Raw genomic sequence first — 23,740 nt, 5'->3', positions numbered from 1 at the left:
CTGGAGCCCTCCTCGGGACTACATCTCCCAGAGGGGGGCCAGCTCCAGTTCGAGCGCCTCGAAGGGCTCCGCGCGAACACGGGCACCTGCCTCGTGTTTGCCCAGGAGCGTGTAGCGCTCCCCGTCGAGCCGGAGCACCTCCAGCGTGCGCGCCTTGGGGTCCACCAGCCACAGATGGCTGACCCCTTCACGGGCATACACCGGGAGTTTGATGGTCCGATCCAGCGAGGCCGTGGACGGAGAGAGCACCTCGCACACCCAATCCGGTGCCAACTCGAAGGCTGCGGTGTCCGGCAACGCGGGCATCCGTTCCCGCCTCCAGCCCGCCAAGTCTGGCACCAGCGCATCCTCCCCGAAGTGAAGTTCCGGTTCGTCGAGGATGCCCCAGCCTCCCGGACCTCCATCTCGCAGGTCAAAAGGGCCTCCTAGCTTGACGCCCAGCACAGAGGCGGCCCGGGCGTGACGCGACGCTGGCCGAGGGCTGACGTACAGCTCCCCAGCGATCAGCTCCCCCACCACGTTCTCGGGTAACGCTTCCAGATCCGCGTACGTGGCCGGTTTGCGCCCCATGCTCTCTTCATCCTCTCCAACGCCCATCCCCGTTTCCATGGGGAGGGGTCTACCGTCCGGGTCTGACATCCTGGGTCACGTGGGTCTGACCCTACCTTGTAGGTTGCCTTGCAACCCCCATGAGCGCAAGGGACCCCGCAGCCCCAGTGCCCACCAGGATACAGCGGCGCCTGCCGGACGGAGCCGCCACGAACCTGTCTACTTGTCGGACAGGTTCTGTCATGCCTTGAGCTTCCTGCTCCCACTCCCACGGCATTACGCTGCGGGGCATGCCGACCGCTCGCCTCGCGCCGCTGCTGTTCTGCCTCCTGCTCCCCCTGCCAGGACTCGCCCAGAACGCGGCTCCTCTCGAGCAACCGGTCCCCAACGTGACACCCCCTCCGCTCGTCCCGGCGCCTCCCGAGTCCCCTGCCGACAGCCCTCAGGCGGCCCCGAGCGATTCCCTCGAGCCCTCCCCTGAGGACGCGTCTCGGGGCGAGATCATCCGTCGCGACTGGTACGCCGGCACCGACCCCAGTCCCACCGCGCCTCGGCTGCTCCTCGAGCTCGTCGGAGGGAGCGTCGGCGCTTCCGTGGGCATCATCCCCGGAGGACTCCTCATCTTCAGCGCGATCCTCTGCGATGACGCCTGCAACGGCGGAGAGGATTCCCGAGCCATCCTTGGCTTGGGTCTCGGCCTGGCAGGGCTCGCGGGAGGAGCGGCCCTCGGCATCACCGGCGCGGGAAGTCTCCTGCACGGCGAGGGCGAGTACTGGCCCACCGCCGGCGGCGCGGCGATCGGTACCCTGATCGGCTCTCTTCTCGCTCTGGGCCTGGCCTCTTCCGCGGATGAGTTGGCGGTCATCCCCTTCATCGCCGGACCTGTTGTCGGAGGCATGATCGGCTACGAGCTCTCCCACTCGCGGGCCCTCGCCCGAAGGCAACGCGACCGGGCCCTCACGCCGATGGTTATTCCAGTGGCCACCGTCACCCCTCACGGCGGCGTCCTCGGTGGACTCGCCGGGCGCTTCTGAACGCTCCTCTCGCCATGTCCCGCTTGTTCTGGAGCCTGCTTCTCCTGCTGGGCTGCACCTCGCGCACAGACCGCAGTCCCCCGCCGTCCACCGAGGCCTCTACCGACGCAGGTCCCTCCGCCATGACCCGAGTCCTCTTCATCGGCAACAGCTACACGTATGAGAACAGCGTCCCCGAGATGCTGAAGGGATTCGCGCGCGCCCTGGCCCCGCAGTCCCGAATCGAGACGGAGTCCGTGCTGACCGGCGGCGCGACGCTGCGATGGCTCCTCACGGAGGGCACCGCCTCCCGGCGCATGGCCGAGGGTGGATGGAGCCACGTGGTGCTCCAGGAGCAGAGCCTGCTGGGAGGCATGCGCATCGACGGCGTGGCCTACCTGGGCGATCCCGAGCCGCTGTTCTTCCCCGCGGCGCGCCAGCTGGCGGCCCAGGCCTCGGCGGTGGGCGCAAAGCCGCTCTTCTATATGACGTGGTCTCGCAAGGCGAACCTGGCCGCCCAGGGGCACCTCACCCAAGCCTACGCGCGCATTGCCTCCGAGCTGGGTGCCGCGCTCGCCCCTGTGGGCGTCGCATGGGAGCGCGTCCGCCGCGAGCACCCCGAGCTCGAGCTGTATGCGCAGGACGGCCACCACCCCGGGCCTGCGGGCAGCTACCTCTCGGCCTGTGTCCTGTTCGCCTCGATCTTCCACCAGCCCTGCACGGGTGCGCCCGGCACCCTCACCGGTGCGCCCTGGACGGGCTCAGGCTTCGACGCCGCCCACCCGGTGACGCTCGTGTCCCTTCCTGAGGACACCGCGCGCTACCTGCAACAGGTGGGCTCCGAGGTGGCTCTCACGCAGAAGCTCCCCCCCACCGGCACGGCCCCAGCGCCCGCGCATCCCCCCCTCCCCAGCCTGCCTCAGGGCGAGCCCCTTCCGCCGGCCCGGCTCGCAGGCACCTGGAGCGGCTCGCTGGCCCTCTACCCCGCTGAGACGGGCATGACACCCGCCACCCTGCGCCTCTCTCTCGAAGACACGGGGAACGGGATGAACGGCCGCGCGCGCCTCACCTTCAGCCAGGGCGGCACAGCCGAGGCTCCCCTCCAGCCGGTCCTGCAGAGCAACGAGCTCACCTTCTCCATCCGCGATCCCTCGTTCCTGGAGACCACGGTGCAGTTCCGCGCGGTCCTCCAGGCCGGAGCGCTCCAAGGTGTGGCCTTCGCCGAGGATCCCCAGGGAGGCCGCTGGTACGGTACGTGGAAGCTCACGCCCGTGGCCTCGGAGCAGGCCTCGCAGCCGCAGTCGCGCTGAGCCCTCTTCCAGAAGCAGAAAAGCAAAGCGGCGGCCCCGAACAAAGGAGCCGCCGCCGCGAACCCACCACCGTCTGCACACCTACGCGGGGACCGGTACCCCCGGCTGAGCGGGCGGAGTGGGCTCGGAACGAGGAGCCTCCGGTGCCGCAGGAGCCACGGCGGTCTCGCCCACCGTCTCACCGTGCTGGCTGAGATCGAGCCCCTGCTCCTCCTGCTCGCGCGTCACGCGCAGCGGGACGATGCGATCCACCAGCTTGTAGAGCAGGTACGAGCCGACGAAGGAGAAGACCGAGACCACCACCAGCCCCAGCAGGTGCATGAGGAAGGTGCGGGTCTGGCCGTAGACGAGCCCCACATCCTTGGCCAGCACGCCGGTGAGCACCATGCCCACCACTCCGCCCAGGCCGTGACAGGGGAACACGTCCAGCGTGTCGTCCAGCGCGGTGCGGCTCTTGAAGTGCACCGCCGCGTTGCTCACGAGGCTCGCCACCAGGCCCACCATGATGCTCTGGCCCACGGTGATGAAGCCGGCCGCCGGCGTCACCGCCACCAGGCCGACCACTGCGCCCACACAGGCGCCCATGGCGCTCGGCTGACGGCCGCGCAGCCAGTCAAAGGCCAGCCACCCCAGCATCGCCGCCGCCGAGGCCGTATTCGTGGTCGCGAAGGCCAGCGTCGCAGCGGACGAGGCCGACAGCGCCGAGCCCGCGTTGAACCCGAACCACCCGAACCACAGCATGCCCGTGCCCAGCAGGACGAAGGGGATGTTGGCCGGCGTGTGCGTCACGTTGGCCAGGTGCACCTGCCTCCGCCCCAGCACCAGGGCTCCGGCCAGCGCCGCGAAACCCGCAGACATGTGCACCACCGTGCCGCCCGCGAAGTCCAGCACGCCCCACTGCCGCAGGAAGCCCTCCGGGTGCCACGTCCAGTGCGCCAGCGGCGCGTAGATGAACAGGCTGAAGAGCACCATGAAGATGACGTACGCCTTGAAGCGCACGCGCTCGGCGAACGCGCCGGTGATCAGCGCCGGGGTGATGATCGCGAACTTCAGCTGGAACAGCGCGAACAGCATCAGCGGGATGGTGGGCGCCAGATCCGGGTGCGTCTCCCCGCCCACGCCACTGAACATGAAGAAGGTGCGCGGATCGCCGATGAGCCCGTGGAAGCTGTCGCCAAAGCTCAGGCTGAATCCTACCACTACCCACAACAGACTAATGACCGCCATGGCCATGAAGCTCTGCATGAGGGTGGACACCACGTTCTTCAGGCGGACCATGCCGCCATAGAAGAAGGACAGGCCCGGCGTCATGAGCAGCACCAGCGCCGTCGCGGTGAGGATCCAAGCGGTGTCGGCCGCGTTGATGGGGCCTCCTTGCTTCACCTGGGCCGCAGGCTGAAGCACGCCCAGTACCGCCATCCCCGCGAGCAACGCGACTGCCAACCACTTCCTCATGGCTCCTCCTGGCTTGATCCGACGCGACGCATCATGGTGACCGCATCGGCTATTTTCAAGTACCTTAGGAGTTAATTAGCCGAACCTAAGGCTAAAAAACATGTCCTGAAGAGCATTTCGGCCTCACCCAAGGGGCTTACTGGGTCATGTAGAAGGTGCCGAGGCACATCTCGTCGCCCGTGCCTTCACCCCAGGTGACGTCCTGGGCGTTGGGCTGGCTGTTGTCCCAGTGGCACTCGATGGCCATGCGCTCCCCGGGCTTGACCTCCTTGGACTGGGTGAACACGTAGCTGCTCTGCCAGTGGAAGTCCCAGCGCGGGATGTGGAGCATGCAGTCGTTGATGCCCGTCTTGCGCTCGATCTCCATGCGCCCCCAGCTGCCCAGCGTGTGCATGTGCAGCGCGGCTGTGTGCACGGTGATGGGCTCGTTGTCGCGGAAGGCGCCCCGGGTGATGCGCGAGAGCACGGGCACCAGGTCGAACGCGAAGCGATACCGGACGTCCGCCTGGCCCGCGGGGATGCGCATGGCCTCCGGTTGCAGCCAGGCCGGGTTGGACCAGGGCTGCATGATGGCCACCTTCTGCACCGAGGACTCCAGACGCAGGGACAGGGAGGTCCGATCCGGCGCCGAGTTCGCGCTGCTCAGGTTGTAGTGAAGCTGGAGGATGATCTTGGAGCCCGGCTCCACCTGGATGCCAGTCCCCTCAGGGTAGTCCGTGCCGGTGCTGCCGGGCACCCAGCTCCCGAGCCACGACACCGTGTTCCCAGGCCGGCCAGGGCCACCGAAGCACGGGTAGCCGGGCTCAGGATCGGCAGCGTCCAGCCCCTGGAAGGTGGCCACCTCGTCCGGCCTGGCAAGGAACGCGACGAGGTGGTGCACGATCGACGGCTGCCCCGGGTTGCCACGGAACCCGCTGACGTAGCGCGTAGCGGTCTCGGGCCAGTCGAGCACGAAGCAGCGGTACTGGTCCGGCCTCTGCGTGGGCGTGAACGGCTCGGCCATCGAGACTTCCAGGTCGACGCGCGAGAGTCCTCCCTCACTGACTCCGGTGCCGCCGGGCGCGCCCGCCACGTCGCCCTCCACACCGCCCTCATCCACCCAGCGGGAGAGGAGCGCGATCTGCTCCTCCGAGAGCGAGTGGTCCTGCAGGTACTCCGTGCAGTCTTGCGCGGGCATCCATGGGGGCATGATGCGCGCCTTCACCGCCGCCTGGACGGCCCAGCGCATCTCGAAGACCTGGGCGTAGGTCTGCAGCGGGAACGGGGCGATGCCGCCCTGGGTGTGGCAGCTCCCGCACTTCTCTTGCACCAACGGTGCGATGTCCCGGTGATAGGTCGGCGGGACGTCCGGAGGAGGAGCCGGAGGTGTCTCCACCGGCTCCCCACAGGCGAACAGCAAGACCGCCAGAACCGAGCACCCTCCCAACAATCGACGCATGGCCATTCCTCGCAGGTGAAGAGGAACGCGCCAGGTTATCCGACCTCGGTCGACACGTCCCCCGCTTCCGATACCTGGGTGGACGCACGCCGAAAAAGGTGTGAAGGCGAATGACGGCTCCGGCCGCAGGCGGTGCCTAGAACGTGTACTTCACCCGCGGGAACAACGCGAACGTGGGGATGTTCGGGCCGAAGACGTAGCGAGCCAGGAAGTCCGCCCCCACCGAGAAGTGGTCCATCATCGTCCCGTACTCGATGCCGATGCCCACCCCCGCGTTCAGCGCATGCAGGGTGCGGCTGGGATCACCACTGACGTCCACCGGGGCCGGATCCAGCCGCGTGTAGCCAGCCGCCACCTTGGGCGTCAGGTAGAACCGGTCGGTCATCCGCACGTGGTACGCGGCCGTCATGTCCCCGAAGGCCACGGTGAAGTTGTCCGACAGCGCGCAGATGTCCGAGTCCGGCAGGTAGCCCGCGAAGCAGTTCGCCGCCGACGAGCCCAGGCCGAAGTGCAGCCCCAGCGAGAGCGTCTCCGTCAAGTCATACCCCACGCCCAGCTGCAGGTACGACTGGGCGTTGGAGTACGTGTTCTCCCCGCCGAGCGTGAAGAACATGCCGATGTCCGTCTCGGTGAAGAAGCCACGGCGGGGCTTGTACTCCACACCCTCGGGGGGCGTGGCCGCCAGGGCGGTGGTGGACAGCGCGAGCGCGGCGACGAGAACGGACTTCCTCACAGAACCTCCCAACGCAGGTCCTCCAGAGACTTCCTGAAGCGCGCTGGACGTTAATGATCCCCCCCGCCGAGCGGCAACGTCCGGCGTGAAAACTCTTCAGGGCGAACGTCGTCCATCCCACGGCGCACGCCCCCGCAGACACGAACCCCCGGGCACCCAAAGGTGCACCGGGGGCTCTGTCACTTCAGCTCCGAACCGAGAGGCTCTGCCTTACTCGCCCTCGGAACCCGCGGGCGAGAAGAGCCACGGGTAGGTGACGGCCACCACGCCGCCGCCCTTGGGCTCGGGGAACTTCCAGCGGCGGATGCGCGCCAACATGCAGTTCTCCGCCGTGGAGCTGTTGAGCGTCGTCTCCGTCACGTTGGCATCAGCCACCGCGCCCGTCGGGTCGATGGTGAAGGCCACCGCGACCTTGCCCGCCAGGCTCGGGTTCTTGTTCAGCTCGGACTCGTAGCAGTATTTGATCTCGTTCTGGTGCTGCCGGATGATCTTGGCGATCACGTCCTTGTCCAGGCCGCCCACCACCGTCGTCTTACCCGGGACGATGCGCGTGGTCGCCTTGCCCTTGCCGCCCAGATCGATGCCGCCGTGGCCACCGGTGCCGCGGCCGTCACCCTTGGTGCCCAGGCCGCCGATGCCCAGCGCCGTGCCGCCACCGCCCGTGCCGTTACCGCGTGTGCCGAGCCCGCCCACGCCCTGCGCATCCCCCAGCCCCGCGCCCGACTTCAGGCCGCCGAGCGAGTTGTTGATGCCGGTGCCCAGACCGCCCGGACCGAACACGTCCGAGGCGCCGCCCTTGAGGCCCTTGAAGGCGCCCAGCAGGCCCACGCTGCCCACCACCTGCCGGTCCTTCTCGCGCTTGGTCTTGTCCACCACCGGAGTGCCCGGCTTGGAGGGATCAGCCTCCTGCTTCTTCGCCTCCTCCTTGCCGAACTTGCCCTCCTCGTCCTTGGCCTTGGCGCCCTCCTCGACTCCGGCGAGCTTCAGCTTTTTGATCTCGATCTTCTTCTCGGGCTTGATCAGGAACTTCGCCACCCGCTGCTGATCCTGGAGGATGTCGTCCGCCGAGGCCGTCTGCTGCCGAGGCGTCAGCAGCATCGCCGCCACCACCGCCGCCGCCGCGAGGATCGTGATGCAGGTGATCTTGAAGTAGGTGAAGTCCGCCTCGTCCACTGCCCTCGCCTGGATGGCCGGCGAGGGCTTCACGTAGCGCACCACGAAGGCGATCGTCCCGAGCGCCACCTCCGCCCGGTCGTGCAGCCCCAGCGTGAACACCTGGCCCTTGGCCGCCACCGAGGACGCCAGCTGGCCGGAGGCGCGCAGCGCGTCCTTCGTCCGCACATCCCCCTGCGAGGTCACGAAGACTCCGCCGCCCGCGGGCACGCGCAGCTCCACCTTGTCGCCCTGGCTCACCGCCAGCACGTGGCGAGCGCCCACCTCGGGCACGAAGACGTGGAAGAAGTTCTTCTTGCCCTCGCCGATGGTGACCGGCACCCCCTCACGGAAGTGCTGTACCTCGAGGATCTGGTCGCCCCAGAGCATCGCCACCTGGAGCACCTTCGCCTCGGACGTCGGCATGGCGCTCGGAGGCAGTGGCTCCTGCAAGTGGACCGGCGTCTCGGGCTTCTTCGCCGCCACCGGAACCGGAGCCTTGGGCAACGGCACCGGCGTCGGCACCTTCGCCTTGAGGCCCGGAGGCGTCAGCGTGCGGCTCGAGGTCGGCACCACCACCTCGGGTGCCGCAGCCTTGGCCGGGTTCACAGGAGGCGCCACCGCGGCCTTCTGTGTCACCGAGCCTTGGAAGCCCGTCCCGCTCACCTGCGCGCCCGCGGGCACCTTGGGCGCCGGAGGCTCCACCTCGCCGAACACCACCTCCACCCGGCACGCCCCCACTGTGAGCACATCTCCAGGCTCCAGCATCTTGGGCACCATCAGCCGCTGCCCGCCGACCTGGGTCCCGGACTCACTGCCGAGATCGATCGCTGTGACTCCACCCTCCTTGTCCACCTTCAACATCACGTGGAGGTTGGAGACACTGGGGTCCTGAATCTTCACCGCCGCCTGCGCACCGGAGCCCACGATGACGCTCTCGGCGTCCGCGATGGTCTCCATCGTGGCCCCGTCAGGCCCCGTGATGCGCAACCTCAGTCCGTTATTCTTTCCCGCCGCCATGAGGATCGTTCCTTCCGCCCTTCCGCACCCAAGAAAACGAAGCGCCCCTTTCAGGCGCTAGAGGTTGTCCACCGACTTCTGCAGCTCGGGGTTGAAGTTGTCGCGGACCTTGATGAGGCTCTGAAAGTCCGTCTTCTTCCGGTTGAGGACGTAGGAGCCCTCCGGCTTGGTGAGCTCGCCCTCCACCGTCACATCCGTGAAGTCGATCACGGTCTTCTTCCGGTAGACCGTCTTGTCTTCCTCCTGGATGATCTTCACTTCCTCCTTCTCCTGGGCCGCCACCGGGCCCGCCCACAACGCCGCCGCCACCACCGCCGATGCCAGTCGCTTCATCTGCAGCCTCCATTCACTTCATCGGTTGAGACAGCGGACCCACGAAGAGGTTCCTGGTGGGTTCTTGCAGGAGTTGGTCCAAGCCCAACGCCTCGGATCGTAGGGAACTTGCCCGGAGCCCGCCACCCTGCCCGCCCGAGGAGTGGAAAAAAGTACCCATCCGTTCCGGTAGTTTGTCCTGTCACGGCACCGGAGAGGGAGCAGGCGAGCTGCCTTCCGGAGCCGCCGGAGCCGCGGAGTCCGCAGCGGCGGGAGCCTCCGAGGAAGGCGCGGTCTCACCCGAGGCCGCATCCCCCGCCGGAGCCGTCTCCTCGGGCAGCGGGCCCTCCTGACGCGCCGCCTCCTCGGACACCTTGTCGAGCAGCGAACCGTTGGCGCCCGGAGCCGTGGTGGCCTCCTTCTTGTGCTCGGCGGCGGGGTCCGGCTGGCCGCTCTTCTTCATGGCCTGGATGCCCTGCACCTTGGCGGCGATCATCTGCTGATCCTGCGGCGAGGTGCTCGCGAGAGACTTGCAGCGCTCGAAGAAGCCCAGCGCCTTGTCCCAGCCAGCCCGCTCCGCCGCGTAGGCCCAGCCCGCCCCGCAGATGGCATCCGGCTGATCGGGGCGGAGGGTGAGGACCTTCTCGAAGGCCTCGCCCGCGGTGAGCCCCTTCTTCGGATCGCGGCCCTTCTGCCCGTCGAGCGCGTAGGCGTAATAAAGGTGGCCCTCGTAGGAGGCGGGATCGAGCTCCACCGCCTTGGAGAAGGCGCGCTCGGCGCCCGTGTAGTCGCGGTAGGCCAGCGACATGGCGCCGATGTTGAGGTAGCCCGGAGCGAACTTCGGATCGAGCGACACGGCCTTCTGGAACTGGGCCAGCGCGCGGGACCGATCGTTCTGCTTCAAGTAGATCATCCCCAGGTTGTTGTAGACGCCCGGATCGTTCTCCGCGAGCTTGCGCGCGTTGGCGCTCACCACTTCGGCGAGCCGGTACTGCCCCTGGTCGTAGTAGATGAGCGCCAGGTTCTTGTACGCGTCGGGGTTGTCCTTGCTGCGGGCCAGGACGCGGCGGGCAGTGGCCTCGGCGAGCTCGAACTTGCCCGCGAGCCGGTACGCCACGGTGAGGTTGTTGAGCAGCGCCACATCATGCTCGTGGCCGGGCGTCTTGAGCGCCTTCTCGTAGAGGCCGATGGCGTCCTCGAACCGGTCCTGCAGCCGGTACAGCCGGCCGAGGTTCAGCAGCGAGGGCTGGTGGTTCGGGTCCACCGAGAGGACCTTCTCGTAGGCGGCCTGGGCCTCGGCGGGCTTCGCCTGACGCTCGGCGATGAGCCCCACGTTGAACTGCGCGTTGAGGCTCTGCGGCGCCTTGGCCACCACCTGCTCGAAGCCCTTGCGCGCGGCCTCGTAGTCTCCGGCGTCGAAGGACGCGAGCGCCGACATGAACAGCTCGTGCGGGCCGGCATCCGCCGAGGGCGGCGTGGGCGCCGGGACCGGCTTGCTGGGCTGACCCGCCACCTGTGCATGAGGAGCCTGGGGCGCCGTCTCGGTGACGGGCGTGGGCTTGACCTGAGGAGCCGTGGCGCACGCGGTCGTGAAGGCGAGCGCGGCGGCGGCAAGCGTGCGGGCGATCTTCATGGTCGTCTTCCCTGGAGCTGCCTTGAAGTCAGTGAGAATCACGGCCGGGCCTCCCCCACCGTGGCGGCGGGCGCGGGCGAGGCCTGCGGAGCCTGAGGCTGCGCCTGCGGAGCGCTCGGAGCCTGCGTGGGCTTACTCGGCGCAGTGGGCGTGGAGCCCGCGGTGGCGGCCGCCGACATGCCTGGATCCTTGGCGACATCCGAGGTGGCGAAGAACTCGCTGCCACGGAACGGCACCTGGCGGACCTGGGCGTAGGCACCCGGACGGTAGCGGTTCACCTGATCCTGCGCGGCGAGCGTGAACTCGTTGTAGATGGACAGCTCGTAGGCCTTGTCGAGCGCCTTCTCCAGGGCCTCGGTGGACTTGTCCTCGAGCGGAAGCGCGAGGTTCTCCAACTCGCCGCGGTACATGGTGGTCTGCTCCTCATCCAGGCCCTTGGGATCCGGCGACTCGATGATGTTGCGAGCGAAGTCCGCGTACGCCAGACCGATGCGGGTGAGCGCGGCGATACCCCACTCGCCCGAGCCGATGGCCAGCACCGCCGCGTACTCCTTCTCCACGCGCTGGATCTCGCGCTGCTTGGCGGCGAGATCGCGGCGGATGGTGGACACGCGGGTGAACTTGATGTCCGAGTAGTGCTTCCACAGCGCCTCCAGCCCCATGAAGCGGGCGTGGGCGTAGGCGTCGACGAGGCTGACGTTCTGCTTGCTCTCGTCGGGCAGCTTGGCCCAGCCGCGCACCAGCTCGCTCTGCAGGCGCTCCATGTCCTTCCAGCTCTTGAGCTGCCGCTGCGCCATCAGCTCGCGGTACTTCGCCAGGTAGAGCTGCCCCGGGTTGGTGCGAGCATCCCGGCTGTACGTCTCCGAGAACGAGGCGAACGCCTTGGCGGCCTCCGCCCACTTGCCGTCCTTCTCGTGGACGAGCGCGATGTTGAAGGCGATCTGCGGCACATCCTTGCGGTCGCGGAAGCGCGAGATGTACGACTGATAGGCGGCGATGGCCTTCGGCGAATTGCCCACGCCCTCCCACCAGACGCCCGCGTTGAAGAGCGCGTCGGCCACCCAGCCCTCGGCGTCCTTGAGGATCTGCTCACGCTCGGCGGAGCCCTGCGCCACCTTCGACGCCCCGCCCTTCGCGGTCTTCTTCTTCTTCGCCGTCCCGGCGGCCTCGTCGTAGGCGGCCACGAAGGCCTCGTACGCCTCGGCGGCCTTCTTGAACTCGGCCATCTTCTCGTAGAAGCCCGCGAGCGTGTAGCGGACCTTCAGGTCGAACACGCTGTCCGGGTACTCTTGGAGGACGCGCTCGCCGGCCTCGACGCCGCGATCCAGCTCGGCGGCCTCCTGGAAGATGATCATCGCGTAGGTGAGCGCGCGGTCCGCGTTCTCCGACTTGGGGAACTCGGTGACGAACTCGAGGAACAGCTCGGCGGCCTTCTTCGGGTTCTTCTCCTGGCGATAGACGACTTCGTCCACCCACTTGTACTGGCTGCCCTCGACGACCTTGGCCACGCGAGCGGCGAACTCCGTGCCGGGCTTGGTCAGCTTCTTGTTGCCCAGGAACTGGCGCGCCAGCTTGTTCAGCTCGAACCACTCCTCGCGGCTCTCCAGCACGAACATCGTCAGGTCCGCCGCGTCGCGCGAGCGCCGCTCCTCGGGGAACTTCACGATGATCTCGCCGAAGCGCCGGGCCGCGTCCACGAAGTGGTTGCGGTCATAGAGGATGACGGCGGCCTGGTAGCGCAGGTCCACCTCGTCCTGGTTGTTCGGATAGAGCGAGTTGTACGTGTCGCAGGCGGCGACGAGGCGCTCCTCGAAGCGAGTGAGTTGCTGCTCGGGCTGCTCCTTCGCGTTCTTCTTGATGATGCGCTTCTTCTCGACGTCACCCTTGTACTTGTTCTCGTCGACCTTCTGGCCGGCCTTGAGATCGCTCTTGGCGAGCTGGCCGCGCTCGATCTTCACGAGCTTGTCGTACGCGAGCACCGCGGCGAACGAGGCGCTCTTGCGGTAGGTCTCGTTGGAGACCTCGCGGGCCGAGTCACGGTCCGGGATCTTGAAAGCCACCACGGCGTCATACTGGGCGGCGGCGGCCTCCCACTCTTCGAGGGCCCACAGAATCTCCGCGTAGAAGAAGCGCAGGTTGAAGGCCGAGTCCGAGACGAAGTCCGGATCCGAGCTGGAGGCGAACGCGTCCACGTACTCCTTATAGATGTCGCGAGCGAGCTGGTACGTGGCCACCTCGCGCGTCTTCTGGGCCTCCTGGTGGTACTCGGTCACCATCACGCGCATGGCCTCTTCGGTGACGTTGAAGGCGTTGCGCAGCACGGACTTGTTGCCCGTGTTGGCCTCCCACCACGTGCCACCCGGCCGGTACAGGTCCACCATCTTCTTCATCTCGGCGCGGACCTGGGTGCGCTGACGCAGGCCCTCATACGAGCGGACGATGGCCTGCTGGAACTCGGGGGCGCTGGGGCCCATCGGCTTGTCGTCGATGAGCCAGCGGAACATGTAGATGCCGCTGTCGAAGTGGCCCGCGTCCGCCAGCCCCACCGCCGTCTTCGCGATGAGCCGCGCCTGACGCTTCTCGGGCGCCTTCGCCTTGAAGTAGGCGATGGCATCCTTGGGCAGATCCAGCTGCACATAGAAGACGGTCAAGTCATTGAGCGCCTCGGTCTTCAGGTCGCCCAGCTCCTCGCCACGGGTCTCCGCGTACTCCACCGCCTCCTGGAGCTTCTTGAGGCCGGCCTCATAGTCGCCCGCGTTGAAGTCACACCAGGCCAGCTTGTAGATGGCGTAGGCGTAGATCTTCGGAACGCCGGTGTCCCGCGCCTTCTCGTAGTTCTGCTTCGCGGGCATCAGCTTGTTGTTGTCGAAGTAGTGATTGCCGAGCTGGATGTACGCGTCCGGCACGAACTGCGACTTGGGGAAGTCCCGGATCAGCTCCTCGTAGCGCTTCACGGCCTCGGGCTGGCGGCCGAGCTCGTACAGGTTGTAAGCCTGCGAGAAGAGGACCTCGTCGCGGATCTCGTACTGCGGATAGTCGCGGAGGATGTCCTCGTAGAGGCTCATCACCTCGGCGCGGTAGCGCTCGCTGTCGCGGTGGTCCTCCTTCGGGGCCTCCAGCTTCTCGCCGCGAGCCACGGCCGCGTCGTACTTCTTCTCCGCCTCCAGGTACCGGTCCATCTCCAGCCGGTAGAGGTACTTGGACTTCTCCCAGTAGAGCTCGGACAAGCGGTACAGCAGGTCCGCCTTGCGCGAGGTGCCGTCCTGGATCTTCGGGATCAGGCGTTTGAAGCCCTCGATGGCCTCGTCGCGCTTCTTGTCCGCCAGCGCGTCCTTCTTGCTGTCGGCGATGCGCGGCAGCTCCGCGAACTTGGCATTGGCGGGGGCCACCCGGGCCGGACCGTTGCGGCGCTTCTCCTCGGGAGCACCCGGCACCGCGGACGGCGCCTTCTCCTTGGAGGCCTTCTCCACCGTCTTCTTTCCGACAGGAGCCGCCTTGGCCGCCGCCGCAGGCTTCTTCCCCACCGCCTTTTTAGGCGGTGCCGCCTCGCCCACCCCGCTGGCGGTGAGCGCCACGCCCACAGCCAGCGCACCAAACCGAAGGAACGCCTTCATGCGAACTCCTGCCATCGAAGGGACGACCGAAGGTAGACGCGCACTCCTGGAATGAGAAGTGCTGCAACCGTGCCAACACGCACGAATGCGCCCTACAGGGCACTGTCGGTTTCAGGGGCTGAACAGGCAAACGGGGCGGCCCCGGCGCGTGCACCAACGCCTCGGCCCACCCCGTTCCTCCGAACTGCGTCCGTCACCGACAGGCTTACTGCGAGCCCGCCTCGGTCCGCTCTTCGCCCGGCTTCGCCAGACAGCCGCGCTTGAGCGTGTACTGATAGTAGCCGATCTCGTCGATCCAGAACTCGCCCTGGAACTTCCAGTAGTTCCAGGCGGCCCCGGGCATGGCGGGCCGGTAGAGCGACTGGCGGGAGAGCACGGCCTTCTGATCCACGCCGGCCTGCAGCAAGTCCTTCTGATCGAGCGCCGTCTGGACGCGGATGATCTCCGCCTGGTCCGAGAAGGTGCGCAGGTTGTCCGCGGCCTCGCGCAGGCGGCTCCGAGCCAGCGTGCCGCCCACCTGAAGCAGCGTGTTGCGCACATCCTCCAGGGAGGCCACGGTCTGCGTCGCGAGCGCGCTCCCCTTCCAGGCACCCGAGTTGACGAGGGCCCGCTTCTCGCTGTCCACGGTGTCCAGGCCGCGCATCACCTCGCGGATGCGCTCGTTGTTGCGGATCCACAGGTACACGGGACGCGGCAGCTTCCGGTTCTCCGAGGCGGAGACGAGGTTGAACGCGGGGATCAGCCCCATGTCCTCGCCGGTGAAGGGCTCGAGCTGCTTGGCCATGGGCCCGTACACCTCGTCGTAGGCGGCGAGCGTGGTCTTCACCTCGTCGAAGAGGCAGCTGTAGTAGTAGACGGTCGCCTTGAGGATCCAGGACTCGGGCTGGAAAGCGCCGGCGAACTGGGGCGCATGCAGCGCCTGGAGACTCCCGAGCGCCCCGCCGAAGTCCTCGTTCTGGAAGCGGGAGAAGCCGTTCTCGAAGAGGGCCTGGTCCCAGTAGCGCGAGTAGCGCGGCACGCTCTCGTAGGCGGCGCTCGACTCCTTGTACTCCCCGCGGCCGTAGTGCAGACGCCCGAGCCCCAGCATGGCCAGCTCACGGGTCTCCTTGAGCTCGAGCTGCCGCTCGCCCTTCTGCTTCAGCACCATCTGGAAGGCATTGAGTGCGGCCTTGTCGAGCGTGTGGGCCTCACCCGGGCGGCCCGGGAAGCGCGGATCGGCCAGGACGATGCCCAGCAGATACTGCGCCTTGGCATAGACGCGGCTCTCGGGCGGCACGGCCTCGAGCAGGGAGCGGGCCTCCTCGAACTGCCCGCGGCGGTGGCTGATGGTGCCCACCAGGTAGTTGATGCGCGCCAGCACCTCTCGGGGCAGCGTGACCCACTGATCGCGCACCTCGTCCGTATAGGCCTGGTTGAGGAGGCTGGGGATCAGGTTCTGCTCATCGAGCTGCTGCTGAATGTCCACGAGCCCCTCGACGGCCTTGAGGTACGAGGGGTGCTTGGGGCCGGCCTTGAGGATGGCGGCGTAGGTGACGAAGGCGCTGACCGGGAGACCCTTCTTCTGGAAGGTCTGCGCCAGGTAGTACTCGGCCTTGCCCTTCGTCTCGGGATCGGTGGCGCGCTCGGAGGTCTCGAAGAAGAGCGGCGCGGCGGTGTCGAGATCGCCCGCGTTGAAGGCGGCGAGCGCGCGGTTGTACGCCGTGAGGTCCTGCGCGGACACCGCGAGCGGAGCCAGGGCGACGGCGAAGAGTGCGAGCAGTCGGGACATGGCAGGGGTTCCCATCAGAAGAGGATCGAGAAGCCGGCGTAGAAGCTCACGTTGTTGAGGACGTCCGAGGAGGGCTCAGCCACCAGATCCCTCCCGAGGATGATGTCCTCGCGGTAGTTCTTCTTCGTGTCCGGGTCCACGCCGTCGAACTTCTGGAACTTGCAGCCGCCGCTGAGGTCCAGGTTGGCGAAGGGCTGGTTGGCCGAGCGCGCTGCCTCGAGCTTCTCGAAGTCGGAGAGGTTGCAGCCGTCCACGCGATCGACGCGGGCGGTGTAGACGAGATCCCTCACCTCGAGCCGCACCGCATAGGAGTCACCGAACTGGACGCGGAAGCCGCCGCCCACGGAGCCGACGAACCGGGTGCCCGCGTCTCCGAAGCGCGCGGGGACGGTGAAGGTCTGTCCCTCCACCTGGTTGGCGACCTCCGGGCGGATCAGGTGCCGCGTGCCGCCGAAGCCCGCACCGCCGTTGATGATCAGGCTGAACTGAGCGAGCTGGTCGTCATAGAAGGCGAACTTGCCGTACAGCGGCGTCACCTCGACGCCGGCCTGAGCGCCCCACTGGAGCAGCAGCGAGGAGGCCGCCTGGGCCTGCTCGCGGACCTTGTCGATCAGCTCCAGGTTGAAGCGGCTCTCGTTGGAGTGCCAGTTGTAGATGCCGGAGACCTGGAGCGCGAAGTTCTCCTGCACGTGGTACGTGTAGTGGAGCGCGCTGCCCGCGTGGTTGGTGAACTTGCCGTTCACCTGGACCGCCAGCGGGTAGAGCGCGAACTCGTGCTTGCCCTCGTCCGCGAAGCGCTTCTTCTGGACGATGTGGACGGAGACGTTCGGGTTGTAGAGCGGCGCGCCGTGCACCAGCCGCTGCTGCTCGGGCGTCGTGGTGCGCAGCTCGGTGTCCACGTCCGCCACTGCCAGGGGCGCATCCGCGGCAGGCGGGTTCGCAGCAGGGGCAGCAGCCTCGGCTGGAGCCGGAGCCTCCTCGGAAGCGGGAGTCTCCTCGGCAGCGTCCTCCCCTACACGCTGAGGACGCGCACGCGGCGTGGCCACGGGCTGCTCGTCCGGCACGGAAGAGCCCATCTCGTGCTGAGCCGACTGAGGCGCCGCCACGGGGGCCATGTCGGGAGGGATGGAAGACTCGGCGCCCGGAGCGGGCACCGTGGGTGCGGCCTGAGCGAGGGCCGGATCAGCCCCAGCGACCGTCGACAGAAGAACCGCGAAGGACAGGATCGTTCGCATGGTGTCTAGAAGATGAAGGTGTAGCCAATGTCGAATTGAACGAGGTGCGTGAGGCCCGGGCTGGGCGCGACCGTTCCCGTTTCCTGGCCCGCCTCCCAGTCATCCCGGTTCAGCGCCACGCGGTAGGCGTCGCGGAACACCCAGTCCCGGAGCTCGAACTTCACGCCGTGCCGCTCGAAGGCGAAGAAGCGCAGACCCACGGCGGCGCTTACCACGGGGGACACGCGCGTCTCCTTCACCCAGAAGTTCTCGGTAGCGGAGGAGCGATCCAGCGGATCCGAGCGGTTGTCGCAGACGCCGAACTCGCGGTTCACCACCTGGGAGCACTGGATCAGGGACTGGCGCTTGAACGAGGCCACCCCGCCGCCGGCCCAGAGGTAGGCCTGGAAGTGGGTGGGCACCTCGGCCATGAGCGAGAGCTTCCCGTACACGGGCGCCCAGCGCAGGCCGCCGACGGCGTGGAAGTTCATCCGCCAGAGATCCTCGAGCTCGTCGGTGATCTTCTTGTCGTCGCGGTTGAGGAAGCTCTCAGAGATGGAGCGGGCCAGGCCCGTCTGCCGGCTGAACGCGTAGCCTGCGCGGCCTTCCACGGCGAAGGTGTCGAAGAGGTTGTAGGCCACCCCGAGGTCCACTGTGTAGTGGGCCGTGAGATAGGTGAGCATGGAGACGCCCACACTCGGGGAGAACTCGAGGTTGCCCGCGGGCCGATAGAGTCGGTTGCGGACGACCACGCCCTCCAGGGTCTGCTCCTGCTGCCCGGCGGCGCTCAGGGCCGTCAGGGCCAGGATCATCGAGGCGAGCACGCGTAGTGAACGGACGGTCAACATAGAGACTCGGGTGCGGCCCGTGGGGCGAGCCGCGATGAAGCTGAGGATCAGCACTCCCAAGGAGACCGAGCGTCCCAGCGACGCTTGGCTCCGCGTTGGCGCATCCAAGTGCACATCCGATGCCCAAGGGGCAAGGTGCGCTGTACCCCGGACCGTGCACTTTTTTCACGGCCATCAGCAGGAGCGCACGATGGCCGACGTTTCAGCGCCCAATCCGCCCCAGGGAGTAAGAATCCGGCTGGAAAAACGAACGCCCCGCCCGGGCCAGTGTTGGCTCCAGGACGGGGCGCCGGGACTCGTGGAGAACCCAGGCGGAAGGCGTCAGAGCCTACACCCACCTACCCCGTGAACCGCGGGTGCCGCGTGGATCAGGATCAGTTGCGCGGCGGGAAGGCGGCGGGCTGACCGGTGCCGCCTTTGCCCTCGGGCTTGGGACCGGAGTGCTCCTCTTCGGGGGTGGAGCGGCCGCAGCCCTTGTGACGAATGGGCTCCTACGGAAGGCCAGGCTGACGAGTCCAGTCTGCGGGCAGCCACAGCAGGTAGAATCGAGGAGTCAGCAAAGGGGGGCGTCATGCGCTGTCACATGCTGATCATCGGTTTGATCGTGTTCTGCCTCCATGGGTGCAGTCACGTGGACAGCCACGTCCTCCCAGAAGCTGAGCCAGAGGAAGGTATCCGGCTTAAGGGCGGCTCAGCGAGTGCGCGCATCTGGGCACTGATTGCCAAGGGACAATTCACCGAGGCTCAGGCTTTGATCGCTGAAGGCTCAGCCTCTGGGCTCATCGGCAAGGAGGTGGCTGCGCGAATGCTCCAGCGCATCTCCGTGCTCTCCACGAAGTTGGGCGAGAGCCCCGCGCGACTCCGGCGGGTCAAGGACTTCCCCTCCCAGTTGAAGGACTTCACCCTGTTCGAGATCAAGACCATGCTGGACAAGAACGACTTCAGCCTCGCCACCCAAGCTCAGCTGCAGACGGCACGGAAGCTCATCGAGGAACAATCCCGTCTGATGGAGAAGTAAGCGCCATGGCCCACCTTCCCCTCGAAGAGTTGCTCGCGAAGTTCCAGGCCGCCAACGCCGCAGGGGATGCTTCGCATAGTGGTCTTGATCAGCTGAGGTCCTACCGGGAGCTCGCCGAGGCATGCCCCGCGTTCACGCCCAACCTCCTTCGCCTTGCGCGCTTGCTACGGCTCGTTGATGAGCCGGGCACGGAGGCTGAAGCCATGCTCACCGAGGTCCACCGGCTGCTGGAGCGAGCCGTTCAAGCCTCGGATCGGAGTGCCGACGCACTCATTGAGCTCGGCTACTTCCTGGACACGCACCGCCATGAACCCGCCCAGGCGCGCAAACTCCTGGAAGAGGGCGCCGCCAAGGCACTTTCGAGCCTTGAGGACGCCTGGGCTGGGCTCATCCGTCACTTGGAGATGGAGAAGCAACTCCCTCAAGCGCTGGAACTCAGCGCGAGGGCAGAGCAGCTCTTCCCCCAGTCGGGGCGCATCATGGGAGCCGTCTCCGACGCACGCCAAGCGGCCGGGAGCACTGGCCTCCTCCCACCTGAAGCCATGGAGCCCTGAAGCTCCCTCCCTACAAAAACGAACGCCCCGCCCGGAACCCTCGAGGGCTCCAGTACGGGGCGTCAGTCTCAAGCTCCGCCGCGAGAAACTAGCGGGCGGCCTTGTGCTGCTCGCGCATCGCCAGCTTGATGGCCGGCTTCACGTAGACAATCGCCTCGTTGTGGCCGGGGACGGCGCCCTTGATCAGCAGCAGGCCCTTCTCCGTGTCCACGTCGACGATCGTCAGGTTCTGCGTGGTCACCTGCTCCACGCCGTAGTGACCCGGCATCTTCTTGTTCGGGTAGGTACGGCCCGGCGTCTTACGCTGACCGATGGCGCCCGGGTGACGCTGATACTCGTGCGTACCGTGCGTCTTCGTCTGCGAGCCCTTGAAGCTCCACCGGCGCATGACGCCCTGGAAGCCACGGCCCTTCGTGGTGCCGGTGACGTCCACCAACTGGCCCTTGGTGAACAGGTCCGCCTTCACCGCGTCGCCCACGTTGAACTTCGCGGCCTCCTCCGTCGTCACCCGGAACTCCTTCAGGTGCCGGCGCGCAGTCGCGTTGTTCTTCTTGAAGAAGCCCTTCTGCGCCTGCGTCAGGACCTTCTCGCGGATCTCCCCGTAGCCCAGAGTCACGGCCGAGTACTGATCCTTCTCGGGCGTCCGCTTACCCACCACCTGGCAGGTGTTCACGTCGATCACGGTGACCGGCACGAGGTTGCCCTCGTCGTTGAACACCTGGGTCATTCCGATCTTCTTGCCAATGAGACCCTTCAAGTCATCCTCACTGCGAGCGCGCGTGGCGCAGAAAAACTCAATGAAATCCGCTGCCTAGCCCTTCCGGGCTGCAGGAAGCGGCGCAATCTAGCAGACGCACCCCTGCCGTCAAGCACCGATAGCGGATCCGCCCTCACTGGGCGCGATCGAGTCTCGGGTAGAACGGCGCCAGCTGGGCATCGGCGATCCGCTGCTTATAGACGTCTTCGCCGAGCAGGAACAACGCCTGATCCAAATAGTCTTCCGCCGCCTGGATCTCCTGCTCCTTCTGGCCGATGGCCTCGTCCAGCTCCGCCATCCGCTGCTCGAAGGCGTCCTTGCGCTCCTCCGCCTCGTCCTGGATCTCGAGCATGCGCTTGTGCGCCAGGATGCCCGGCGCCCCAGGCTGGCCCGGAACCGGCGTGAGCGCCTGATCCAGATCGTCCTGAATCTGTTCGATGTCGCGCTGCATGCGCATCATCTTCAGCCGGTTCTTCTTCAGGTTCTCGCGCGCGGTCGCCACCTCGAGGGGGTCTTTGCGCGTCATCTCCATGTCGTGGATCTTCGCCTCGAGCTTCTTCAGGCCGTCCAAGCCGTAGCGCAGCTCGGCCTTCTTGGAGGAGAGCGCCTTGCGCATCTCGCGCACCTTGCCCTCGATGGCGTCCACGGCCTTCTTGAACTTCTTGATGGTGACCTGGAGCCCTGCCTTCTCCTGAGCCTGCTGCGCCTGGAAGTCCTGCCAGGACGCATCCTCTTCGTTCATCTCCTGCTCGAGCGCCCCCAGCTCATCGCGCCGCGCCACCAGCCCCTCCTCGGCGCGGTAGACGCGGTCCATGGTCCGCGGGCAGTTCGGCTTACCGGGCAGACGGTCCCGCGCCAGATCGCCGAGCTGGAAGATGAGATCGTTGTAGCTCTCCGCCTTCGCCATGGGACGCATTCATACGCCCAAGCCCCAGCGGCTGTCAGCAGGAGTGCGCCCCGGGCGGCCTAGGAATCGGCCGGAGCCGCAGCCGCCGAGTCCTCGAGCCCCACCGGAGGCAGCACGCCCTCGGCCAGGGAGAGCAGCTCCCGGGACCGATCCTGCTCTTCCGTACGGTTGAGCTCGCAGACCCACGCGGACGACAGATCCGCGTGCTGGCGCGCCATCTCCGCCGTGGACTCATAACGCGAGGCGGCAGTGCGGGCGAACGCTCCCTCCCTCCGCAGCTCCAGGGCCAGGTCCGCGCTGACGTCGATGTCCTCGGAGGGCACGGGCAGAGGGCCTCGGCCGAGCGCCGCCAGGCGGGCCAGCAATCGGGACGCATGGGCCCGGCAGAAGGCGGCCAGCACCATCAAGCGCGCCCGTGCTCGCGGATCTCCGACGCGCTCGGCCAGAGCCGTCATGCGGCGCGCCGAGACCACTTCGGCTTCCCAAGCAGCGGCGAGCGCCGCCGCCAAGCGAGTATGCCTCGCTCCCATCTGCGTCCCCCTTCTCCCTACCGTGACCTTCCGCGGCAAGTTAGGGATGGGGTCGCGAGACTTCAACCGATGCGCGAATACAACCACCACGCTCCCGCGCAGAGGATGACGGAGGAGAGCGCTCGCACCGTCCACAGGTTCACTCTGGGCCGGCGCTGAATCAGCCGCATGAGGGGCAGCAAAGCCGTGACGATCACCGCCTGCCCCAGCTCCACCCCGAGGTTGAAGCCGAACAGGCCGGACGCCACCTGCTCCCCCAGCCCGTAGGCGCTCAGCACGCTGGCGAAGCCAAAGCCGTGCACCAGTCCGAAGAGGAACGTCAGCAGCGCCCGGTGGCGGTGTTCACGCAACAACAGGTTCTCCGCCGCCACATAGATGATGGAGACAGCAATGGCCGCCTCCACCCAGCGCGTCCGCGCCGTGTCCAGGAGAATGAAGCCCAGCGCCGTGGCTCCCAGGGTGAGCGAGTGCGCCACCGTGAAGGCCGTCACCATCCCCAGCACCCGCTTGAGGCTGCCCCCCACCAGCAGCAGCGCGATCAGGAAGGCGAGGTGGTCGATGCCCTCGAAGATGTGCTTCATCCCCAGTTGGACCCAGCCCACGAAGCCCGGAGCGAAGGTGCTCCGGGCCGAGCCGCCTCGCTCGGGGATGTCCAGGCTGGGCCGCACGGCGTCCGCGAAGAGCTGGCCCCCCTCCCCTCCATAGGAGCCCAGCACCACCCGGTAGTTGGCCGGCAGCACCGAGAGCACCGTGTACGTCTGCCGCAGGGGGCCAGGCGGACATTGGAAGGTGGCGGTCAGCTCCACGTACGACTCGACCCGCTTGGCGACGTGCGCCTGGCGCGTGCAGGGCTGCCCTCCAGCGGTGAGCGGCAGCGCATCCCAGATCCCTACCTCGAGGGCCGGGCGGCGCGCCTCCAGATCCGCCTGCGAGACCGCCCCATCACCCTCCGCATCCGTGGGCACCAGCAGGCTCAGCGTGCTCCCGGTGAGCGTCAGCCGCACGCGAACCTCGGCGCTCCCAGGATCGGTGCGCCGAACCTGCGTATAGATGATGTCCGCGTCGTGCGCGCGGGCCGCCCCTGCTCCGAGCAGCAAGATCAGCGGCACCGCGACTCGTGCCATCCGCATGGGCCCGACAGCCTGCTCTGGCCGAGCGGGTGGCGTCTACTCCTGGATGAACTCCAGGTGGACCTGCTGGCGGCCAGCCAGGCCCCCGTGGTGCGCGCCGCACCGAGGGCAGTAGAACGGGCCGTCCCAGTCCCAGAGCGCCTTCACATCATCCGCGCAGCACACCAGATAGAGGGGGCGCAGATCCTCCGGCTCGTCCGGCATGCCCTGAGGCAGCGCCTCGGGCGGCACGGCCACGAAGGTGGGCCGCGGGTTCAGCGACAGCGTGCGCGTCACATGGGCGAGCTGCTCGTAGCGCACGTGGTTGGCGAGCCCCCTCGCCAGCGACTCCAGGTACGCCACGTGGTCCCGGACCAGCCACTCGTCCGCGTCGGCCTGGTGTCCACAGTAGAAGCACGTCCACGTGGGCACCGGCTCATAGCCCTCGTGCGGATTCTCGAAGGGGAACATCACCAGGAGCCGGCGCTGCAGGCTCCGCGCATCGAACCGGCTCGGGCGCGTCTTGAAGATGCGCAGGCAGCTCGGGCACTGCCGCCGCACGAAGCCGGAGGCATCCCGAGGCAGCTCGATCTCCAGCCCCTGCGGCGCGCTCATGCCACCAACCGCTTCCCACGGTTCGACACCGCCAGCACCAGCGACACCATCGAGAAGAGCAACAGGAGATAGACCCAGTAGCCCTCGGTGGAGCCGGTGATCAGCCCCAACATCCACAGCACGAACAGGATGATGCTCATTGTCCAATACACGCCGCCGCCCTCCTGGCCACACACCCGTCAATGTGGGCG

21 protein-coding genes are annotated in these 23,740 nt (G+C 67.3%); 4 read left to right on the top strand and 17 right to left on the bottom strand.

Annotation, left to right across the window (positions count from 1 at the left end):
- Nucleotides 1-18 precede the first annotated feature (18 nt).
- Complete coding sequence (locus tag DB31_RS07105; RefSeq protein ID WP_083968134.1) at nucleotides 19-570, bottom strand: Uma2 family endonuclease; 552 nt, start codon at nucleotides 568-570, stop codon at nucleotides 19-21.
- Nucleotides 571-839: 269 nt separating this feature from the next.
- Between DB31_RS07105 and DB31_RS07100 the strand changes: the two genes are divergently transcribed.
- Both DB31_RS07100 and DB31_RS07095 read left to right on the top strand, forming a co-directional pair.
- Nucleotides 840-1,583, top strand: coding sequence for a hypothetical protein (locus tag DB31_RS07100; RefSeq protein WP_044184370.1), 744 nt, complete (start codon nucleotides 840-842; stop codon nucleotides 1,581-1,583).
- 122 nt (nucleotides 1,584-1,705) lie between these two features.
- Nucleotides 1,706-2,872, top strand: coding sequence for an SGNH/GDSL hydrolase family protein (locus DB31_RS07095; RefSeq protein WP_240486572.1), 1,167 nt, complete (start codon nucleotides 1,706-1,708; stop codon nucleotides 2,870-2,872).
- Nucleotides 2,873-2,953: 81 nt separating this feature from the next.
- Here DB31_RS07095 and DB31_RS07090 read toward each other — a convergent pair whose 3' ends face one another.
- The 10 genes from DB31_RS07090 to DB31_RS07045 form a co-directional block, all read right to left on the bottom strand.
- Nucleotides 2,954-4,327, bottom strand: a complete 1,374-nt coding sequence (locus DB31_RS07090) for an ammonium transporter (protein ID WP_044184367.1) — start codon at nucleotides 4,325-4,327, stop codon at nucleotides 2,954-2,956.
- Nucleotides 4,328-4,463: 136 nt separating this feature from the next.
- On the bottom strand, nucleotides 4,464-5,765 hold the full coding sequence (locus DB31_RS07085; RefSeq protein WP_044184362.1) for a monooxygenase: 1,302 nt from the start codon (nucleotides 5,763-5,765) through the stop codon (nucleotides 4,464-4,466).
- A gap of 136 nt (nucleotides 5,766-5,901) precedes the next feature.
- Nucleotides 5,902-6,498, bottom strand: a complete 597-nt coding sequence (gene cglE / locus DB31_RS07080; protein WP_044184359.1) for an adventurous gliding motility protein CglE — start codon at nucleotides 6,496-6,498, stop codon at nucleotides 5,902-5,904.
- Between the two features lie 210 nt (nucleotides 6,499-6,708).
- Nucleotides 6,709-8,670 carry an AgmX/PglI C-terminal domain-containing protein gene (locus DB31_RS07075; RefSeq protein WP_044184356.1) on the bottom strand — a complete coding sequence of 654 codons (1,962 nt, stop codon included), beginning with the start codon at nucleotides 8,668-8,670 and terminating at the stop codon, nucleotides 6,709-6,711.
- Between the two features lie 57 nt (nucleotides 8,671-8,727).
- Nucleotides 8,728-9,003, bottom strand: coding sequence for a hypothetical protein (locus DB31_RS07070; RefSeq protein WP_157231860.1), 276 nt, complete (start codon nucleotides 9,001-9,003; stop codon nucleotides 8,728-8,730).
- Nucleotides 9,004-9,184: 181 nt separating this feature from the next.
- Nucleotides 9,185-10,657 carry a tetratricopeptide repeat protein gene (locus DB31_RS07065; RefSeq protein ID WP_240486571.1) on the bottom strand — a complete coding sequence of 491 codons (1,473 nt, stop codon included), beginning with the start codon at nucleotides 10,655-10,657 and terminating at the stop codon, nucleotides 9,185-9,187.
- Nucleotides 10,654-14,229 carry a tetratricopeptide repeat protein gene (locus tag DB31_RS07060; RefSeq protein ID WP_044184350.1) on the bottom strand — a complete coding sequence of 1,192 codons (3,576 nt, stop codon included), beginning with the start codon at nucleotides 14,227-14,229 and terminating at the stop codon, nucleotides 10,654-10,656. The genes DB31_RS07065 and DB31_RS07060 overlap by 4 nt, the downstream gene beginning before the upstream one ends.
- Nucleotides 14,230-14,434: 205 nt before the next feature.
- On the bottom strand, nucleotides 14,435-15,997 hold the full coding sequence (locus DB31_RS07055; RefSeq protein ID WP_044184347.1) for a tetratricopeptide repeat protein: 1,563 nt from the start codon (nucleotides 15,995-15,997) through the stop codon (nucleotides 14,435-14,437).
- A 14-nt stretch (nucleotides 15,998-16,011) separates the two neighbouring features.
- Nucleotides 16,012-17,232 (bottom strand): outer membrane beta-barrel domain-containing protein, encoded by a 1,221-nt coding sequence (locus DB31_RS07050; protein WP_044184343.1) that lies wholly within the window; start codon nucleotides 17,230-17,232, stop codon nucleotides 16,012-16,014.
- Nucleotides 17,233-17,237: 5 nt separating this feature from the next.
- Nucleotides 17,238-18,059 carry an outer membrane beta-barrel domain-containing protein gene (locus tag DB31_RS07045; protein ID WP_083968133.1) on the bottom strand — a complete coding sequence of 274 codons (822 nt, stop codon included), beginning with the start codon at nucleotides 18,057-18,059 and terminating at the stop codon, nucleotides 17,238-17,240.
- An 805-nt stretch (nucleotides 18,060-18,864) separates the two neighbouring features.
- Here DB31_RS07045 and DB31_RS48645 point away from each other — a divergent pair.
- Nucleotides 18,865-19,077 carry a hypothetical protein gene (locus DB31_RS48645; protein WP_157231859.1) on the top strand — a complete coding sequence of 71 codons (213 nt, stop codon included), beginning with the start codon at nucleotides 18,865-18,867 and terminating at the stop codon, nucleotides 19,075-19,077.
- Nucleotides 19,078-19,082: 5 nt separating this feature from the next.
- Nucleotides 19,083-19,631, top strand: a complete 549-nt coding sequence (locus DB31_RS07035; RefSeq protein WP_044184336.1) for a hypothetical protein — start codon at nucleotides 19,083-19,085, stop codon at nucleotides 19,629-19,631.
- 88 nt (nucleotides 19,632-19,719) lie between these two features.
- Here the strand turns inward: DB31_RS07035 and rplC are convergent, their stop codons facing one another.
- The 6 genes from rplC to DB31_RS48640 form a co-directional block, all read right to left on the bottom strand.
- On the bottom strand, nucleotides 19,720-20,388 hold the full coding sequence (gene rplC / locus DB31_RS07030) for a 50S ribosomal protein L3 (protein ID WP_075305905.1): 669 nt from the start codon (nucleotides 20,386-20,388) through the stop codon (nucleotides 19,720-19,722).
- A gap of 133 nt (nucleotides 20,389-20,521) precedes the next feature.
- Nucleotides 20,522-21,295 carry a hypothetical protein gene (locus tag DB31_RS07025; RefSeq protein ID WP_044184332.1) on the bottom strand — a complete coding sequence of 258 codons (774 nt, stop codon included), beginning with the start codon at nucleotides 21,293-21,295 and terminating at the stop codon, nucleotides 20,522-20,524.
- A 59-nt stretch (nucleotides 21,296-21,354) separates the two neighbouring features.
- Complete coding sequence (locus tag DB31_RS07020) at nucleotides 21,355-21,825, bottom strand: hypothetical protein (protein ID WP_044184329.1); 471 nt, start codon at nucleotides 21,823-21,825, stop codon at nucleotides 21,355-21,357.
- A 62-nt stretch (nucleotides 21,826-21,887) separates the two neighbouring features.
- Nucleotides 21,888-22,955: a HupE/UreJ family protein gene (locus DB31_RS07015; protein WP_338034283.1), complete on the bottom strand. Its 1,068-nt coding sequence runs from the start codon at nucleotides 22,953-22,955 to the stop codon at nucleotides 21,888-21,890.
- 36 nt (nucleotides 22,956-22,991) lie between these two features.
- Nucleotides 22,992-23,549: a hypothetical protein gene (locus tag DB31_RS07010; protein WP_044184326.1), complete on the bottom strand. Its 558-nt coding sequence runs from the start codon at nucleotides 23,547-23,549 to the stop codon at nucleotides 22,992-22,994.
- A complete protein-coding gene (locus tag DB31_RS48640) occupies nucleotides 23,546-23,701 on the bottom strand; it encodes a lmo0937 family membrane protein (RefSeq protein WP_157231858.1) in 156 nt (51 codons plus the stop codon). The genes DB31_RS07010 and DB31_RS48640 overlap by 4 nt, the downstream gene beginning before the upstream one ends.
- Between the last annotated feature and the right edge of the window lie 39 nt (nucleotides 23,702-23,740).

It is taken from the genome of Hyalangium minutum, assembly GCF_000737315.1.
GTDB lineage: Bacteria > Myxococcota > Myxococcia > Myxococcales > Myxococcaceae > Hyalangium > Hyalangium minutum.
This window is presented reverse-complemented; position numbering and strand designations above follow the sequence as displayed.